Source organism: Klebsiella quasipneumoniae subsp. quasipneumoniae, from assembly GCF_020525925.1.
GTDB classification, from domain to species: Bacteria; Pseudomonadota; Gammaproteobacteria; order Enterobacterales; family Enterobacteriaceae; genus Klebsiella; species Klebsiella quasipneumoniae.
Window position 1 is genome coordinate 2,066,752 of the sequence record NZ_CP084876.1, and the last position, 16,239, is coordinate 2,082,990.

The 16,239-nt window shown below is 52.9% G+C and carries 15 protein-coding genes, 2 tRNA genes and 4 other RNA genes; 10 read left to right on the forward strand and 11 right to left on the reverse strand.

Annotated elements, in window-relative coordinates; translation table 11 throughout:
* Nucleotides 1-56 precede the first annotated feature (56 nt).
* Nucleotides 57-500, forward strand: a complete 444-nt coding sequence (locus tag LGM20_RS09965; protein WP_023290130.1) for an Lrp/AsnC family transcriptional regulator — start codon at nt 57-59, stop codon at nt 498-500.
* A gap of 116 nt (nt 501-616) precedes the next feature.
* Here the strand turns inward: LGM20_RS09965 and LGM20_RS09970 are convergent.
* From LGM20_RS09970 to LGM20_RS10005, 8 genes are all read right to left on the reverse strand, one after another.
* Nucleotides 617-748, reverse strand: a non-coding RNA gene (locus tag LGM20_RS09970) — RtT sRNA.
* A 69-nt stretch (nt 749-817) separates the two neighbouring features.
* Nucleotides 818-949: non-coding RNA, RtT sRNA (locus tag LGM20_RS09975), on the reverse strand.
* Between the two features lie 43 nt (nt 950-992).
* Nucleotides 993-1,124: non-coding RNA, RtT sRNA (locus LGM20_RS09980), on the reverse strand.
* Between the two features lie 44 nt (nt 1,125-1,168).
* Nucleotides 1,169-1,253: transfer RNA gene (locus tag LGM20_RS09985), tRNA-Tyr, on the reverse strand.
* Between the two features lie 39 nt (nt 1,254-1,292).
* A non-coding RNA gene (locus tag LGM20_RS09990) (RtT sRNA) lies at nt 1,293-1,425 on the reverse strand.
* A 43-nt stretch (nt 1,426-1,468) separates the two neighbouring features.
* Nucleotides 1,469-1,553: transfer RNA gene (locus LGM20_RS09995), tRNA-Tyr, on the reverse strand.
* A gap of 159 nt (nt 1,554-1,712) precedes the next feature.
* Nucleotides 1,713-2,555: a formyltetrahydrofolate deformylase gene (purU, locus tag LGM20_RS10000; protein ID WP_004203178.1), complete on the reverse strand. Its 843-nt coding sequence runs from the start codon at nt 2,553-2,555 to the stop codon at nt 1,713-1,715.
* A 42-nt stretch (nt 2,556-2,597) separates the two neighbouring features.
* The gene (locus LGM20_RS10005; RefSeq protein ID WP_032428898.1) at nt 2,598-3,056 is read right to left on the reverse strand and encodes a YchJ family protein; all 459 of its coding nucleotides are present in this window, start codon (nt 3,054-3,056) and stop codon (nt 2,598-2,600) included.
* Between the two features lie 112 nt (nt 3,057-3,168).
* Between LGM20_RS10005 and rssA the strand changes: the two genes are divergently transcribed.
* The 3 genes from rssA to galU all read left to right on the forward strand — a co-directional run bounded on the left by rssA (nt 3,169) and on the right by galU (nt 6,274).
* Nucleotides 3,169-4,071, forward strand: coding sequence for a patatin-like phospholipase RssA (rssA, locus tag LGM20_RS10010; RefSeq protein WP_044523856.1), 903 nt, complete (start codon nt 3,169-3,171; stop codon nt 4,069-4,071).
* A gap of 89 nt (nt 4,072-4,160) precedes the next feature.
* Entirely contained in the window at nt 4,161-5,174 is a 1,014-nt protein-coding gene (rssB, locus tag LGM20_RS10015) for a two-component system response regulator RssB (RefSeq protein ID WP_032453277.1), read from the forward strand.
* Nucleotides 5,175-5,371: 197 nt separating this feature from the next.
* Nucleotides 5,372-6,274 (forward strand): UTP--glucose-1-phosphate uridylyltransferase GalU, encoded by a 903-nt coding sequence (gene galU / locus LGM20_RS10020; RefSeq protein ID WP_023290127.1) that lies wholly within the window; start codon nt 5,372-5,374, stop codon nt 6,272-6,274.
* Nucleotides 6,275-6,398: 124 nt separating this feature from the next.
* On the opposite strand, the gene hns is transcribed toward galU, so the two are convergent.
* Together hns and LGM20_RS10030 are read right to left on the reverse strand one after the other, a co-directional pair.
* Nucleotides 6,399-6,806 (reverse strand): histone-like nucleoid-structuring protein H-NS, encoded by a 408-nt coding sequence (gene hns, locus LGM20_RS10025; protein WP_002910103.1) that lies wholly within the window; start codon nt 6,804-6,806, stop codon nt 6,399-6,401.
* A gap of 422 nt (nt 6,807-7,228) precedes the next feature.
* The gene (locus LGM20_RS10030) at nt 7,229-7,360 is read right to left on the reverse strand and encodes a hypothetical protein (RefSeq protein ID WP_044523854.1); all 132 of its coding nucleotides are present in this window, start codon (nt 7,358-7,360) and stop codon (nt 7,229-7,231) included.
* Nucleotides 7,361-7,367: 7 nt separating this feature from the next.
* Between LGM20_RS10030 and tdk the strand changes: the two genes are divergently transcribed.
* Nucleotides 7,368-7,985: a thymidine kinase gene (gene tdk / locus LGM20_RS10035; protein ID WP_032429180.1), complete on the forward strand. Its 618-nt coding sequence runs from the start codon at nt 7,368-7,370 to the stop codon at nt 7,983-7,985.
* A 146-nt stretch (nt 7,986-8,131) separates the two neighbouring features.
* On the opposite strand, the gene adhE is transcribed toward tdk, so the two are convergent.
* Nucleotides 8,132-10,807, reverse strand: a complete 2,676-nt coding sequence (gene adhE, locus LGM20_RS10040) for a bifunctional acetaldehyde-CoA/alcohol dehydrogenase (protein ID WP_044523852.1) — start codon at nt 10,805-10,807, stop codon at nt 8,132-8,134.
* A gap of 77 nt (nt 10,808-10,884) precedes the next feature.
* Between adhE and LGM20_RS10045 the strand changes: the two genes are divergently transcribed.
* From LGM20_RS10045 to oppC, 5 genes are all read left to right on the forward strand, one after another.
* Complete coding sequence (locus tag LGM20_RS10045; protein ID WP_032428896.1) at nt 10,885-11,100, forward strand: hypothetical protein; 216 nt, start codon at nt 10,885-10,887, stop codon at nt 11,098-11,100.
* Between the two features lie 183 nt (nt 11,101-11,283).
* Nucleotides 11,284-11,931 carry a YchE family NAAT transporter gene (locus tag LGM20_RS10050; RefSeq protein ID WP_002910095.1) on the forward strand — a complete coding sequence of 216 codons (648 nt, stop codon included), beginning with the start codon at nt 11,284-11,286 and terminating at the stop codon, nt 11,929-11,931.
* A gap of 744 nt (nt 11,932-12,675) precedes the next feature.
* Nucleotides 12,676-14,310, forward strand: a complete 1,635-nt coding sequence (gene oppA, locus LGM20_RS10055; protein ID WP_023290124.1) for an oligopeptide ABC transporter substrate-binding protein OppA — start codon at nt 12,676-12,678, stop codon at nt 14,308-14,310.
* A gap of 85 nt (nt 14,311-14,395) precedes the next feature.
* Nucleotides 14,396-15,316: an oligopeptide ABC transporter permease OppB gene (oppB, locus tag LGM20_RS10060; protein WP_002910089.1), complete on the forward strand. Its 921-nt coding sequence runs from the start codon at nt 14,396-14,398 to the stop codon at nt 15,314-15,316.
* Nucleotides 15,317-15,330: 14 nt separating this feature from the next.
* The gene (oppC, locus tag LGM20_RS10065; protein WP_004145396.1) at nt 15,331-16,239 is read left to right on the forward strand and encodes an oligopeptide ABC transporter permease OppC; all 909 of its coding nucleotides are present in this window, start codon (nt 15,331-15,333) and stop codon (nt 16,237-16,239) included.

A 16,239-nucleotide genomic window follows, 5' to 3' on the forward strand; every position in this document is an offset into this window, starting at 1 on the left:
ACATGGCTGAATTAAGGTAAGCAGGGGGAAATTCCTTTCATAATTAGGTAAAAACCATGAATGACTTACTTGATGAAATTGACCGGGCGATCCTCGCTTGCCTGACTCAGGACGCCAGAGTCTCGTTGAAGGTATTGAGCGCGCGGGTGGGGCTGACCTCGCCGAGCACCGCCGAGCGGGTGAAGCGCCTGGAGGAGCGGGGGGTGATCCAGGGCTATGGGGCGCGGGTGAATCTCGCCGCGCTGGGCTACAGCCTGCAGGCGCTGGTGCGGGTCCGGCCGCTGCCTGGTCTGCTGCAGAAGGTAGATAAATATATCCAGGCGATGCCGGAGTGCATCGAAAGTGACAAAGTGACCGGAGAGGATTGTTTCGTGATGCGACTGGTGGTGCGTGATATTGCCCAACTGGATACGCTGCTTGACGGCCTGGCTGAATTTGCTCAGTGCAATACCTCGGTGGTGAAAAGTTCGCCGGTGAAGAGACGACTGCCCCCGCTGTGAGTTTCCCGGAGGCGGCGCGGCGCACCAGTCCGGGGCGCCGGTCGGCACCACCTGTAGCCTCGCTAAGCGAAGCGCGAGCGAGGAGATAGCAGCACAGGTGGCTGAAGAGAGTGCAACAGTAGTGGGGGAAGGATGACTCGGCGCTAAAGCGCCTCGCCCTTCGGGCCGTTGCCTGCGGCAACGTTCTCTCGCTACGCTCGAGTCGAACCTTGGTCGAAACTTCTCATCCTCCCCCGTAGGGGAGAATATAGCATGTCGCCTCGCTAAGCGAAGCGCGAGCGAGGAGATAGCAGCACAGGTGGCTGAAGAGAGTGCAACAGTAGTGGGGGAAGGATGACTCGGCGCTAACGCGCCTCGCCCTTCGGGCCGTTGCCTGCGGCAACGTTCTCTCGCTACGCTCGAGTCGAACCTTAGTCGAAGCTTCTCATCCTTCCCCGTGGGGCAGAATATAGAGTATCGCAAGTGAAGTAAGTTGGGTAATGCATGAAGAGATGGTGGTGGGGGAAGGATGACTCGGCGCTAAAGCGCCTCGCCCTTCGGGCCGTTGCCTGCGGCAACGTTCTCTCGCTACGCTCGAGTCGAACCTTAGTCGAAGCTTCTCATCCTTCCCCGTAGGGCAGAATATAAAAGATCGTCGAGTAGTCGAATTGGGAAGTTTTTTAAGAAGATGGTGGTGGGGGAAGGATTCGAACCTTCGAAGTCGATGACGGCAGATTTACAGTCTGCTCCCTTTGGCCGCTCGGGAACCCCACCAGGGGTAAAATCAAATTGTAGGCTATTCAGCAAAGTGAATGGTGGTGGGGGAAGGATAACTCGTCGCTATCGCTCCTCGCCCTTCGGGCCGTTGCCTGCGGCAACGTTCTCTCGCTGGCGCTCGAGTCGAACCTTAGTCGAAGGTTCTTACCCTTCCCGCTAAGTGCAAACATCGTTTACGCCTGCCGGGGAAACCCTATCACTGTAGTGAATAATGGTGGTGGGGGAAGGATTCGAACCTTCGAAGTCGATGACGGCAGATTTACAGTCTGCTCCCTTTGGCCGCTCGGGAACCCCACCACGGGGTAATGCTTAGTACTGGCCTGCTTCCTTCTCGGGAAGCGGGGCGCATCATACCAAATGATGCGCCCCTGTAAAGCATTCCTTTGACAAAAATAAACTGGTTGCCTGATTTTTACCCGTAACGCCGGAAAGCTAACCAATTCATTTCTCAGTCGATTAAAGAATAATCGTCCGGTTACCGTAGACGAAGACACGCTGCGCCAGGACCTGATACAGCGCCCGGCTCAATACGTTTTTTTCGACATCGCGCCCGGCACGCATCATATCTTCTGCGGTATAAGTATGATCGACGTGAATGACGTCCTGCATAATGATGGGACCTTCGTCCAGGTTATCATTCACGTAGTGGGCGGTGGCGCCGATGATCTTCACACCGCGCTCATAGGCCTGATGATACGGACGCGCGCCGATAAACGCCGGCAGGAACGAGTGGTGAATATTAATGATCTTGTTCGGGAAACGAGCGACAAATTCCGGCGTAAGAACGCGCATATACTTGGCCAGCACCACGTAATCCGGTTCGTGGGCGGCAATCGCGTCGCCCATCTGCTTGTCGTGCTCTTCGCGGCTCAGCCCTTCATGGCTGACCAGTTCAAACGGGATGCCAAAACGTTCCACCAGCGGGCGCAGGGTGTCATGGTTGCCAATAACCGCGGCAATGTCGACATCCAGCCCGCCGTAGTTGGCTTTCATCAGCAGATCGCCGAGGCAGTGCGCCTCTTTCGTCACCAGAATCACTACCCGGCGGCGGCCTGCCGGATTGAGTTCACGAATCGAGCCTTCCGGCAGGGCGCTGTCCAGATCGGCCAGCAGAATAGCGTCGTTGAAGATGCCTTCCAGTTCGGTGCGCATAAAGAAACGACCGGTACGGTGGTCAACAAATTCGTTGTTCTGCACAATGTTAAGTTCGTGCTTGTAGCAGATATTGGTGATACGCGCGATGAGGCCTTTCTGATCAGGGCAAATAGTGCGTAGTACTTTACGTTGTAATGAATGCATCGCGAGGAAAATCCTGTAGTGTTTGCAAGCGCTGCGGTAGCGTTACTGGCCGCAGCATTTTTTAAATTTTTTACCTGAACCGCAAGGGCAGGGGTCGTTACGGCCAATCAGCGGCCGTGTCCCGTCGATATAGTACCACTGTCCATTTTCTTTTAAGAATCTGGAACGTTCAATAATGGCGCCCGGGCGGTTATTGTCATTAAAGCGGGCGATAAAGCTGACAAAGCCTTCATTGGCGGCTCGTCCATCATCGCTGGCGAACAGGGTTAAGCCCAGCCATTCGGTGTGGGCAAAGCCTTTCTCCAGTTCGGCGCGAAACTGCTGCGCCTGACAGGACGGATGCCAGGTTTTGATCAGATAGTCGGCATCTTTCATGACGAACGCGCTGTAACGGGAGCGCATAAGCTGTGACGGGCCTGGCGCAAGCTCAGCGCCGGACAGATATCGCTGGCAACATGAGCTATACTCCAGTGCGCTGCCACAGGGGCATAATTGCGACAAAATTGCCTCCATGGAAGAAAGAGTAACGGCGCTTCTACGCCAAAGGGCTTTATGTTAACTGAGCCGTGACAATGTTGCCACGCTCAGAGTGGAAGGATAGTTATCAGTACTAATGAGAAAGCTTAAAATTGGTCTGGCGTTAGGTGCGGGCGCCGCCCGCGGATGGTCGCATATTGGCGTCATCAACGCCCTCCAGCAGGCCGGCATTGAGATTGATATCGTGGCCGGTTGCTCTATCGTTTCGCTGGTAGGGGCGGCGTATGCCTGTAACCGACTCCCGGCCCTTGAGTCCTGGGTCTGCTCTTTCAGTAACTGGGACGTTCTGAAACTGATGGACCTCTCCTGGCGCCGCGGTGGACTACTGCGGGGTGAAAAGGTGTTCAATCATTATCGCCGCATCATGCCCGTGACCGATATCGAACACTGCGAACGGCGATTTGCCGCCGTCGCGACAAATTTAAGCACTGGCCGGGAGCTGTGGTTTACCGAAGGCGATCTGCACTTAGCGATTCGAGCCTCCTGCAGTATGCCGGGGTTAATGTCGCCGGTCAGGCATAACGGTTACTGGCTGGTTGATGGCGCGGTGGTCAATCCGGTTCCCGTATCGCTTACGCGGGCAATGGGGGCGGATATCGTGATTGCCGTGGATTTGCAACATGATGCCCACCTTATGCAGCAGGATTTATTCTCCCTCGAAACGCCGCGGCGGGAAGCCGAAGCGAAGGAGGGGCCATGGCATACTCGTCTGCGCGCACGCTTGACGCAAATGAGTTCCCGCCGTACGGCCGTGACGCCGACGGCGATGGAGATCATGACCACCTCTATCCAGGTCCTGGAGAACCGTCTTAAACGCAATCGTATGGCGGGTGACCCGCCGGATATCCTGTTGCAACCGTACTGTCCGCAAGTCTCGACGCTTGATTTCCATCGCGCCGGCGAGGCGATTACCGCAGGGCAGTTGGCGGTAGAAAAGAAAATGGATGAATTATTACCCTTAGTGCGTACCGCGATTTAACGCACGAGTACCTGACTTAAGCAAATTCTGACAGGCGATAGTGAGAATAGCGTGCCACTATTGAATTATCGTCAGCCAGGGGAGATATCATGACGCAGCCATTGGCGGGAAAACAGATTCTGATAGTTGAAGACGAACCCGTTTTCCGCTCACTCTTGCATGGATGGCTGACCTCGCTGGGAGCAACAACCTTCCAGGCGGAAGATGGCAAGGATGCCCTGCATAAAATGACGGAGGTGCATCCGGACCTGATGATTTGCGACATTTCGATGCCGAGAATGAACGGTCTGGAGCTGGTGGAGACGTTGCGTAACCGCGGCGAGCAGCTACCGATCCTGATGATTTCCGCTACCGAAAACATGGCTGATATAGCCAAAGCGTTGCGGCTTGGCGTTCAGGACGTGTTGTTAAAGCCAGTAAAAGATTTCGATCGCCTGCGCGAAACCGTTTATGCCTGCCTCTATCCTGCGATGTTCAGTTCACGGGTGGAAGAGGAAGAGCGTTTATTTGAGGACTGGGACGCGCTGGTCAGTAATCCCACTGCGGCTTCACGATTACTGCAGGAATTACAGCCGCCGGTGCAACAGGAAATGTCGCACTGCCGCATTCATTATCGCCAGCTGGTGTCGGCGGATAAACCCGGTCTGGTACTCGATATCGCGCCGCTCTCGGACAATGATTTGGCCTTCTATTGTCTGGATGTCACGCGGGCAGGAGATAATGGCGTCCTGGCCGCTTTATTATTGCGCGCGTTGTTCAATGGCTTGCTACAGGAGCAGCTGGCGCATCAGGGACAACGGCTACCAGAAATGGGGAGTCTGCTAAAACAGGTGAATCAGCTCCTGCGTCAGGCAAACCTTCCCGGCCAGTTTCCTTTGTTAGTGGGGTATTACCACAGCGGACTGAAAAATTTAATTCTGGTGTCGGCGGGACTTAATGGCACGCTGAATACCGGTGAGCATCAAATTCAGATTAGCAATGGCGTTCCTTTGGGCACCCTGGGTGATGCTTACCTTAATCAAATTAGTCAACGCTGTACCTCATGGCAGTGCCAAATTTGGGGGGCGGGAGGCCGTTTACGCTTAATGTTGTCTGCGGAGTGAGCAATTGCGTTTATATCTAAGCAGACGGGATTACCCGTTGTCCTTTAGCGGTGGTAACATCGAGCAGTTTTATGCGTAAAAGTCCTAATTCGAGGCTATCGGAAGCTTTTCAGACCAGTGAATACGCGGTTGACTGATATACTCGACACGTTATTTGTAACGAGAAGTTTAAAAAACAAACAGTCCAGGAGATTTCAATGGCTGCCCTTAATTCTAAAGTCAGAAAAGCGGTTATCCCGGTTGCGGGATTAGGCACCAGGATGCTGCCGGCCACCAAAGCGATTCCAAAAGAAATGCTGCCGCTGGTAGATAAGCCGTTAATTCAGTACGTTGTTAATGAATGTATCGCTGCAGGAATTACTGAAATTGTTCTGGTAACGCACTCATCCAAAAACTCTATCGAAAACCATTTCGATACCAGTTTTGAGCTGGAAGCGATGCTGGAAAAACGTGTGAAACGCCAGCTGCTGGAAGAAGTGCAGTCTATTTGTCCGCCGCACGTAACCATTATGCAAGTTCGTCAGGGCCTGGCAAAAGGTCTGGGACACGCGGTGCTTTGCGCCCATCCGGTGGTGGGTGATGAGCCGGTCGCAGTTATTCTGCCAGACGTTATTCTGGATGAATATGAATCCGATCTGAGCCGCGATAACCTCGCAGAGATGATCTCTCGTTTCGATGAGACCGGCGCCAGCCAGATTATGGTTGAGCCTGTCGACGACGTGACCGCTTACGGTGTCGTTGACTGCAAAGGTGAATCTCTCAAGCCGGGAGAAAGCGTGCCGATGGTAGGCGTGGTCGAGAAGCCAAAAGCTGACGTTGCGCCGTCCAACCTGGCGGTGGTGGGGCGCTATGTCCTCAGCGCCGATATCTGGCCGCTGCTGGCGAAGACTCCTCCGGGTGCCGGTGATGAAATTCAGCTGACTGACGCGATTGATATGCTGATCGAAAAAGAGACGGTCGAAGCTTATCATATGAAAGGCAAGAGCCATGACTGCGGTAATAAGCTTGGCTACATGCAGGCGTTCGTCGAATATGGTATTCGCCACAAAACGCTGGGTGACGATTTTAAAGCCTGGCTGGAAACCGCGGTTGCGAAGTAATCCGCAGCGCTGCTGAAAGCACAAAACCGGGAGTCGCAGATGCGCTCCCGGTTTTTTTATATCAGCCCCTGGGGGCGAAAAAAATCCCGCCGCAGCGGGATTTTTTATATCGTAACAACGGAGATTAGATCAGGAAATCGTCCAGTGATTTACCTTGCTCATCCATTGCTTTTTTGATCACCGCCGGGGTACGGCCCTGGCCGGTCCAGGTTTTGGTTTCGCCGTTTTCGTCGACATAGCTGTATTTAGCCGGACGTGCAGCACGCTTAGTTTTGGTACCGGCTTTAACGGCTGCCATGGTGCTCAGCAGTTCATTCGGATCAATACCGTCAGCGATCAGCATTTCACGATATTGCTGCAGCTTACGCGTACGTTCTTCAATTTCTGCCGCGGCGGCGTTTTCTTCTTCACGGCGCTCGTTAACAACGACTTCTAATTTTTCCAGCATTTCTTCGAGCGTTTCCAGGGTGCATTCTCTTGCCTGCGCACGAAGAGTACGGATGTTGTTCAAAATTTTAAGTGCTTCGCTCATTGTAGTAATCTCAAACTTATATTGTGGGGTGGTTTGTTGAACTAATAATAGAGCGATAAAATGCGTTGTGCAATAGGGGGGAATGTAAGGAATTCAAAATTACTGGTTATTTGTCGCGAGAATTAATTAATTTAAGTTAAAATTCCCGTGCCGCTTCACATCTTTCATCCTTATAGCGATGAGCAGAAGGTAAGCTAAAACACTGAGACGGTATGCTTTTTCTGAGGTTCGGTGAGAAAAATTATCCTTTACATGGGTAAATAACCCTCGTCAGTATTAGCGCATTTTTGGTTATGAGGCTTAATATAAAACAACGCGCGGCGCCGCTTATAGCCCCATAGGTAACCGCCCTATAAGCACGAAAAGACAATGGTTACCCCGCCAGTAGCGTCACGGGGCGTACAAATAATGGCCCTGAAAATTCAATTCATCCTCTTAATCCTTTGGCTTTGCAGGCTCTTCAGCTGCGATACAATACCCCTGTCGAATGGGCGGCTGTACGCATAAAATATGGTACAATCGCCGCCGCGATAAAACACTTTGATTGGGGTCACGCAGCCGATGGCACAACTTTATTTCTACTACTCTGCAATGAATGCAGGTAAGTCGACCGCTCTGTTGCAATCTTCGTACAATTACCAGGAGCGGGGGATGCGTACCGTCGTTTATACCGCTGAGATTGATGACCGCTTTGGCGCCGGAAAAGTCAGCTCGCGTATCGGTCTCTCCTCGCCGGCCCGATTGTATAATCCACAGACGTCGCTATTTAACGATATTGCCGCAGAGCACAAGCTAAAGCCGATTCACTGCGTGCTGGTGGATGAAAGCCAGTTTCTGACGCGCGAGCAGGTTCATGAGCTGTCTGAAGTTGTCGATACGCTGGATATTCCTGTGCTTTGCTATGGCTTGCGGACAGACTTTCGCGGTGAGCTCTTTACCGGCAGCCAGTATTTACTGGCCTGGTCAGATAAGCTGGTGGAGCTGAAAACCATCTGTTTCTGCGGCCGGAAGGCCAGTATGGTGCTGCGCCTCGATCAGGAGGGGCGTCCTTACAACGAGGGCGAGCAGGTCGTCATCGGCGGCAATGAGCGGTACGTGTCAGTTTGTCGTAAGCATTATAAAGAGGCGCTGAGCGTCGGCTCGTTAACTCAGGTACAAAACCAGCACCGCCCCAGCTAATACGCGCAGAAGCTCGTCCAGGCGCCTGTGGGCGCCTTTTTATTGCCTGCACTCCGTTGGGCCAGCAGGCGTTAAAGCTTGGCTGTCGGTGGGCAAAAAAAAGCCCCGTCAGATGACGGGGCTTGCAGAACGTTTATGCTTGTCGATTAAGCGGATTTTTTCGCTTTTTTCTCAGCTTTCACCGGAGCTGCTTCGGCTTTCGCGGCTGCTTCGCCTTCGATGAACTCGCGACCGTAGTAGGTATCCAGCAGGATCTGTTTCAGCTCGGAGATCAGCGGGTAGCGCGGGTTAGCGCCGGTGCACTGGTCATCGAATGCATCTTCAGACAGCTTATCAACGTGGGCCAGGAAGTCAGCTTCCTGAACGCCAGCTTCGCGGATAGATTTCGGAATACCCAGCTCAGCTTTCACGCTTTCCAGCCATGCCAGCAGCTTCTCGATTTTCGCTGCGGTACGGTCGCCCGGTGCGGAGAGACCCAGGTGATCGGCGATTTCAGCGTAGCGACGACGAGCCTGCGGACGGTCGTACTGGCTGAACGCAGTCTGCTTGGTCGGGTTGTCATTCGCGTTGTAGCGGATAACGTTGCAGATCAGCAGGGCGTTGGCCAGACCGTGCGGAATATGGAACTGGGAACCCAGCTTGTGCGCCATGGAGTGACACACGCCGAGGAAGGCGTTAGCAAACGCGATACCGGCGATGGTGGCGGCACTGTGTACGCGCTCGCGGGCAACCGGGTTCTTGGAACCTTCGTGGTAGGAAGCCGGCAGGTACTCTTTCAGCAGTTTCAGCGCCTGCAGAGCCTGGCCGTCAGAGAACTCAGAAGCCAGCACGGAAACGTAAGCTTCCAGGGCGTGGGTCACGGCATCCAGACCACCGAACGCACACAGCGATTTCGGCATATCCATCACCAGGTTGGCATCGACGATGGCCATATCCGGGGTCAGCGCGTAGTCTGCCAGCGGATATTTCTGACCTGTCGCATCATCGGTCACAACGGCGAACGGCGTAACTTCAGAACCGGTACCGGAGGTGGTAGTGATCGCCACCATCTTGGCTTTAACACCCATTTTCGGGAACTTGTAGATACGTTTACGGATGTCCATAAAGCGCAGCGCCAGTTCTTCGAAGTGGGTTTCCGGATGTTCGTACATGACCCACATGATTTTTGCCGCATCCATCGGGGAACCGCCGCCCAGCGCGATGATCACGTCTGGTTTAAAGGAGTTCGCCAGGTCGGCGCCTTTACGTACGATGGTCAGCGTCGGGTCAGCTTCAACTTCGAAGAAAACTTCAGTTTCAACACCCGCTGCTTTCAGTACGGAGGTGATCTGATCGGCATAGCCGTTGTTGAACAGGAAGCGGTCAGTCACGATCAGCGCGCGTTTGTGACCATCAGTAATCACTTCATCCAGTGCGATAGGCAGGGAGCCACGACGGAAGTAGATAGATTTCGGAAGTTTGTGCCACAACATGTTTTCAGCTCGCTTAGCAACGGTTTTCTTGTTGATCAGGTGTTTCGGACCAACGTTTTCAGAGATGGAGTTACCACCCCAGGAACCACAACCCAGAGTCAGGGAAGGAGCGAGTTTGAAGTTGTACAGGTCACCGATACCACCCTGAGAAGCCGGGGTGTTGATCAGGATACGCGCAGTTTTCATCATCTGGCCGAAGTAAGCCACGCGAGCCGGCTGGTTATCCTGGTCGGTGTACAGGCAAGAGGTATGACCGATACCGCCCATGGCGACCAGTTTTTCAGCTTTGGTCACGGCGTCTTCGAAATCTTTCGCACGGTACATCGCCAGCGTCGGAGACAGTTTTTCGTGAGCAAACGGCTCGCTTTCGTCAACGTCGGTGACTTCGCCAATCAGAATTTTAGTCGTGGCCGGTACGGTGAAGCCTGCCAGTTCAGCGATTTTCGCCGCAGGCTGACCAACGATAGCGGCGTTCAGCGCGCCATTTTTCAGGATAATGTCCTGAACGGCTTTCAGCTCTTTACCCTGCAGCAGGTAGCCGCCGTGGCTGGCGAAACGTTCGCGAACCGCGTCATAAACGGAATCAACCACCACAACGGACTGCTCAGAAGCACAGATAACGCCGTTATCGAAGGTTTTAGACATCAGAACGGAAGCAACGGCGCGTTTGATGTCAGCCGTTTCATCAATCACCACCGGGGTGTTACCGGCACCTACGCCGATAGCAGGTTTACCGGAGCTGTATGCTGCTTTCACCATGCCTGGACCACCGGTCGCAAGGATCAGGTTGATGTCCGGGTGGTGCATCAGGGCGTTAGACAGTTCAACAGACGGCTGATCGATCCAGCCAATCAGGTCTTTCGGCGCGCCGGCAGCGATGGCAGCCTGCAGGACGATGTCAGCCGCTTTGTTGGTGGCTTCTTTAGCACGCGGGTGCGGAGAGAAAATGATGGCGTTACGCGTCTTCAGGCTGATGAGCGATTTGAAGATGGCTGTTGAAGTCGGGTTAGTGGTCGGTACGATACCGCAGATGATGCCGATAGGTTCAGCGATAGTGATGGTACCAAAGGTGTCGTCTTCTGACAGGACGCCACAGGTTTTTTCGTCTTTATAAGCGTTGTAAATGTATTCGGAAGCGAAGTGGTTTTTGATCACTTTGTCTTCAACGATGCCCATGCCGGATTCGGCAACGGCCATTTTGGCGAGAGGGATTCGAGCATCTGCAGCGGCCAGCGCGGCGGCGCGGAAGATTTTGTCGACTTGTTCTTGAGTGAAACTGGCATATTCACGCTGGGCTTTCTTGACACGCTCAACAAGCGCGTTCAGTTCAGCGATATTAGTAACAGCCATAATGCTCTCCTGATAATGTTAAACTTTTTTAGTAAATCAGTCGCTCGATTCGACATTATAGACAGGCTGTAAACAGCTTGCATGTAAATGTTTATGTAGGAAAATCAGGACGCTGTTTTACCGATTTACTAAAAAAGCTTTCTCTTTTTAACTTTCAGGTACTGCTGCCTTCCACTCTGTTGGTGTCATCAAGATTACTCACTTCTGAGTACAAATTACGTGATTTAGATCAAGTATTGGCACTGCTGATACCTTTCAGCTGGCTGCTTTTTGACCGGTTCGATCAAGTGTAATGGGAGGGTTTTGAAATTAAAAAAACGATTAGCATTAAAACTACAAATAGCTAACATTCGATACATATCACCGGGTTATGCATATTTATAATGAATATTGCATGCAAAAAGCGTATGTTTCGCGCAGTTATTTTATGCTGTTAACAGTCAACCGCCAATTTTGATGATGCTGCGGAGCCCATTGTGACTCAATCACTGTTCGATTTTTCTGCATATTTCAAGTTTTTCATCGGCTTATTTGCCCTGGTTAACCCGGTGGGCATTATTCCGGTGTTCATTAGTATGACCAGCTACCAGCCGGCAGCAGTGCGCAATAAGACCAACCTGACCGCCAACCTGTCGGTGGCGATCATCCTCCTGACGTCACTGTTTCTCGGCGATGGCATTCTGCAGATTTTTGGTATCTCCATTGATTCCTTCCGTATCGCCGGCGGCATCCTGGTGGTGACCATCGCGATGTCGATGATCAGCGGTAAGCTCGGCGAAGATAAGCAGAACAAGCAGGAGAAGTCGGAGACGGCGGTGAGGGAGAGCATCGGCGTCGTTCCTCTCGCGCTACCGTTAATGGCCGGACCGGGGGCAATCAGTTCCACTATCGTATGGGGTACGCGGTATCACTCCTGGGTGCATCTCGTCGGTTTTTCACTGGCGATTGCGGTCTTTGCCCTCTGCTGCTGGGGGATTTTCCGCATGGCGCCATGGCTGGTGCGTCTGCTGGGGCAGACAGGGATTAACGTTATCACCCGTATTATGGGCCTGCTGCTGATGGCTCTCGGCATTGAGTTTATTGTGACGGGGATTAAAGCGCTCTTCCCGGGGCTGCTGAGTTAGTTCGTTGCCACGCAGGCGGGGAGGCTCCCTTCACGCCTGCGCGATTATTAGCAAAACCTATTAACCAGCGCGGAACCGGCGGTAGGAATACTATTTTGCAATATCGCTATTAATTTCATGTTTTTCATTAAGATATGAAATATTTCTCTTAACATTCCCCTCATGTCTCTCCCTCCTGTGATGTTATTTTCTTCACATCATTCTCTGGCGCTTGCTGTCGGATCATCGAAATGATATTAGTAATTTTAACAAGGCTGCAGATGAATGTGCTAAAAAGTAATCTATTGTTAAATTTTTGTACAAAAAATCATCTTGTGGTCGCTGCTCAGTATGATGACTGATGTAAATGTCGTAACAGTATGATTGATAAGAATATTTTTGTATCGGCGTATTGTGACAACCGCTAGTGACGTTGGCAAAGCCGGCAATAAAAGAGAATCCGGTAACATATTTGCAAATTGCATTGGCGGAGGTGTTTACCTTTTGGTACTTTCCGCCGTTATCGTCTGCTGAATTATGCGTGTAAATGAGAATCATTTTTAATCGTCTCATTGCGCCTGAACTGCCCTCCAGCGAGGGGGAACGAATCGACGTTAAGACTGCCGTTCGAGCGGTCGTAATAAATAAGTCGGTGATAGCAATCTGCCAATCGCAAACACTCCTGCGTTGGACAGATCCCGAAAACGGGGAAAAAAACAGGCTGGTTAAAAAACCAGTAATTATAATGACTGGAGTTACAACACAATGACCATCATCACTAAAAAACGTTTGATCGCCGCAGGAGTGCTATCCGCGCTCATGGCTGGCAATATGGCTATGGCAGCGGATGTCCCGGCCGGTGTGCAGCTTTCGGATAAGCAAACGCTGGTGCGAAATAGCGGCGCCGAGCCGCAATCGCTGGACCCGAATAAAATTGAAGGGGTGCCCGAGGCGAATATTAGCCGCGACCTGTTCGAAGGCTTGCTGAATACCTCGCCGAAAGATGGCCACCCGATCCCTGGTGTGGCAGAGAGCTGGGATAATAAAGATTTCAAAGTCTGGACCTTCCATCTGCGTAAAGATGCGAAATGGTCTAACGGCGAGCCGGTTACCGCCCAGGATTTCGTTTATAGCTGGCAGCGTCTGGTAGACCCGAAAACAGCGTCTCCTTATGCCAGCTACCCGCAGTATGGTCATATCCTCAACGTTGATGAAATCATTGACGGCAAGAAAGCCCCAGGCGAGCTGGGCGTAAAAGCCATTGACGACCATACGCTGGAAGTCACCCTCAGCGAGCCGGTACCCTATTTTTACAAACTGCTGGTTAACCCGGCGATGTCTCCTGTCTATAAACCAGCGATTGAAAAGTTTGGCGAGAAGTGGACGCAGCCTGGCAATATCGTCACCAACGGCGCCTACACCCTGAAAGACTGGGTGGTCAACGAACGTATCGTGATGGAGCGCAACCCGCATTACTGGGATAATGCCAAAACCGTTATCAACACCGTCACCTGGCTGCCGACCTCTTCTGAAGTGACCTATGTTAACCGTTATCGCAGCGGTGAACTGGATATGACCTATAACCAGCTGCCGATCGAGCTCTTCCAGAAACTGAAAAAAGAGATCCCGAACGAGCTGCACGTTGACCCGTATCTGTGTACTTATTACTACGAAATTAACAACCAGAAAGCGCCGTTCACCGACGTGCGCGTGCGTACCGCGCTGAAGCTGGGTCTGGATCGCGATATCATTGCCAATAAGGTGAAAGGACAGGGCGATCTGCCGGCCTACGGCTACACCCCGCCGTATACCGATGGCGCGAAGCTGACCGAGCCGGAATGGTTTACCTGGTCGCAGGAAAAACGGAATGAAGAAGCGAAAAAACTGCTGGCCGAAGCCGGCTATAGCGCCGATAAACCGTTGACCTTCAACCTGCTGTATAACACCTCTGATTTGCACAAGAAGCTGGCGATTGCCGCCGCCTCGCTGTGGCGTAAAAACCTGGGCATTGACGTGAAGCTGGTCAACCAGGAGTGGAAGACGTTCCTCGATACCCGTCATCAGGGCACCTATGACGTGGCGCGTGCGGGCTGGTGCGCTGACTATAACGAGCCAACCTCTTTCCTGAACACCATGCTTTCTGACAGCTCAATGAACACTGCGCACTATAAGAGCCCGGCGTTCGACAAAATTATGGCTGAATCCGTAAAAGCATCCGATGAAGCACAGCGCACGGCGGCCTATGCGAAAGCAGAGCAGCAGCTGGATAAAGACAGCGCGATCGTACCGGTCTATTACTATGTTAACGCCCGCCTGGTGAAACCGTGGGTCGGTGGCTACACCGGTAAAGACCCGATGGATAACGTCTATACAAAAGACCTTTACGTTATCAAACATTAATGGCAATACGTGGAGCGGGCCTGTGCTCGCTCCATCGTGTCTTATTTGAGAGCAGTGCAAAGGCACACGCCAGAAGGTACGGGCAATGTTAAAATTTATCTTACGTCGCTGTCTGGAAGCGATTCCGACGCTATTTATTCTTATTACCATCTCATTCTTCATGATGCGTTTGGCTCCGGGAAGTCCTTTTACCGGGGAACGCACGCTACCGCCGGAAGTCATGGCGAATATTGAAGCAAAATACCATTTAAACGACCCCATCATGACGCAGTACTTCAATTACCTGAAGCAGCTGGCGCATGGCGATTTTGGTCCCTCCTTTAAATACAAAGATTATTCGGTCAACGATCTGGTGGCGGCCAGCTTCCCGGTTTCAGCGAAACTGGGCTTCGCCGCCTTTTTGCTGGCGGTAGTGATCGGTGTCGCTGCGGGCGTTATTGCCGCTTTGAAGCAGAATACCCGCTGGGACTATGCGGTGATGGGGGTAGCCATGACCGGCGTGGTTATTCCGAGCTTTGTGGTGGCGCCTCTGCTGGTGATGATCTTTGCCATTACCCTGCACTGGTTGCCGGGCGGAGGCTGGAACGGCGGGGCGCTGAAATTTATGATCCTGCCGATGGTGGCGCTTTCCCTGGCCTATATCGCCAGTATCGCGCGTATTACCCGCGGCTCAATGATTGAAGTGCTGCACTCTAACTTTATCCGCACCGCGCGGGCGAAGGGGCTGCCGATGCGCCGCATTATTTTGCGCCATGCGCTGAAGCCGGCGCTGCTGCCGGTGCTCTCCTATATGGGACCGGCTTTCGTGGGCATCATTACGGGCTCAATGGTCATTGAAACCATTTACGGCCTGCCGGGGATTGGCCAGCTGTTCGTTAACGGAGCGCTTAACCGAGACTACTCGCTGGTGCTCAGCCTGACGATCCTGGTTGGCGCCCTGACTATCCTGTTCAACGCCATCGTTGACGTGCTGTACGCCGTTATCGATCCGAAGATTCGCTACTGAAGCCGGAGTTCGCCATGATGTTAAGTAAGAAAAATAGCGAGGCGCTGGAAAACTTCAGTGAGAAGCTGGAAGTGGAGGGGCGTAGCCTCTGGCAGGATGCGCGTCGCCGCTTTATGCACAACCGCGCCGCGGTCACCAGCCTGATTATGCTGGTGCTTATTGCGCTGTTCGTGACCTTCGCGCCGATGGTGTCGTCATTCTCCTATTTCGACACCGACTGGGGCATGATGTCCAACGCCCCGGACATGGCCTCTGGCCACTACTTCGGGACCGATTCCTCCGGTCGCGATCTGCTGGTGCGCGTGGCGATCGGCGGGCGTATTTCGCTGATGGTCGGGGTGGCGGCGGCGCTGGTGGCGGTGATCCTCGGCACGCTGTACGGTTCGCTTTCCGGTTATCTCGGCGGCAAAGTGGATTCGGTGATGATGCGTCTGCTGGAGATCCTCAACTCCTTCCCGTTTATGTTCTTCGTTATCCTGCTGGTGACCTTTTTTGGCCAGAATATCCTGTTGATTTTTGTCGCTATCGGCATGGTCTCCTGGCTGGATATGGCGCGTATCGTACGCGGACAGACCTTGAGCCTGAAGCGCAAAGAGTTTATTGAGGCGGCGCAGGTCGGCGGGGTCTCCACAGCGAGCATCGTGCTGCGCCATATCGTTCCTAATGTGCTGGGCGTGGTGGTGGTGTACGCCTCGCTGCTGGTCCCCAGCATGATCCTCTTTGAATCCTTCCTCAGCTTCCTGGGGTTGGGGACGCAGGAGCCGCTCAGCAGCTGGGGGGCATTACTCAGCGATGGCGCCAACTCAATGGAAGTCTCGCCCTGGCTGCTGCTGTTCCCGGCGGGTTTCCTGGTGGTGACCCTGTTCTGTTTCAACTTTATCGGCGATGGTCTGCGTGATGCCCTCGACCCGAAAGACCGCTAA

Coding starts and splice junctions, on each gene's coding strand:
- LGM20_RS09965 (WP_023290130.1), top strand. CDS start 57: ATGAATGACTTACTTGATGAAATTGACCGGGCGATCCTCGCTTGCCTG.
- purU (WP_004203178.1), bottom strand. CDS start 2,555: ATGCATTCATTACAACGTAAAGTACTACGCACTATTTGCCCTGATCAG.
- rssA (WP_044523856.1), top strand. CDS start 3,169: ATGAGAAAGCTTAAAATTGGTCTGGCGTTAGGTGCGGGCGCCGCCCGC.
- rssB (WP_032453277.1), top strand. CDS start 4,161: ATGACGCAGCCATTGGCGGGAAAACAGATTCTGATAGTTGAAGACGAA.
- galU (WP_023290127.1), top strand. CDS start 5,372: ATGGCTGCCCTTAATTCTAAAGTCAGAAAAGCGGTTATCCCGGTTGCG.
- hns (WP_002910103.1), bottom strand. CDS start 6,806: ATGAGCGAAGCACTTAAAATTTTGAACAACATCCGTACTCTTCGTGCG.
- tdk (WP_032429180.1), top strand. CDS start 7,368: ATGGCACAACTTTATTTCTACTACTCTGCAATGAATGCAGGTAAGTCG.
- adhE (WP_044523852.1), bottom strand. CDS start 10,807: ATGGCTGTTACTAATATCGCTGAACTGAACGCGCTTGTTGAGCGTGTC.
- oppA (WP_023290124.1), top strand. CDS start 12,676: ATGACCATCATCACTAAAAAACGTTTGATCGCCGCAGGAGTGCTATCC.
- oppB (WP_002910089.1), top strand. CDS start 14,396: ATGTTAAAATTTATCTTACGTCGCTGTCTGGAAGCGATTCCGACGCTA.
- oppC (WP_004145396.1), top strand. CDS start 15,331: ATGATGTTAAGTAAGAAAAATAGCGAGGCGCTGGAAAACTTCAGTGAG.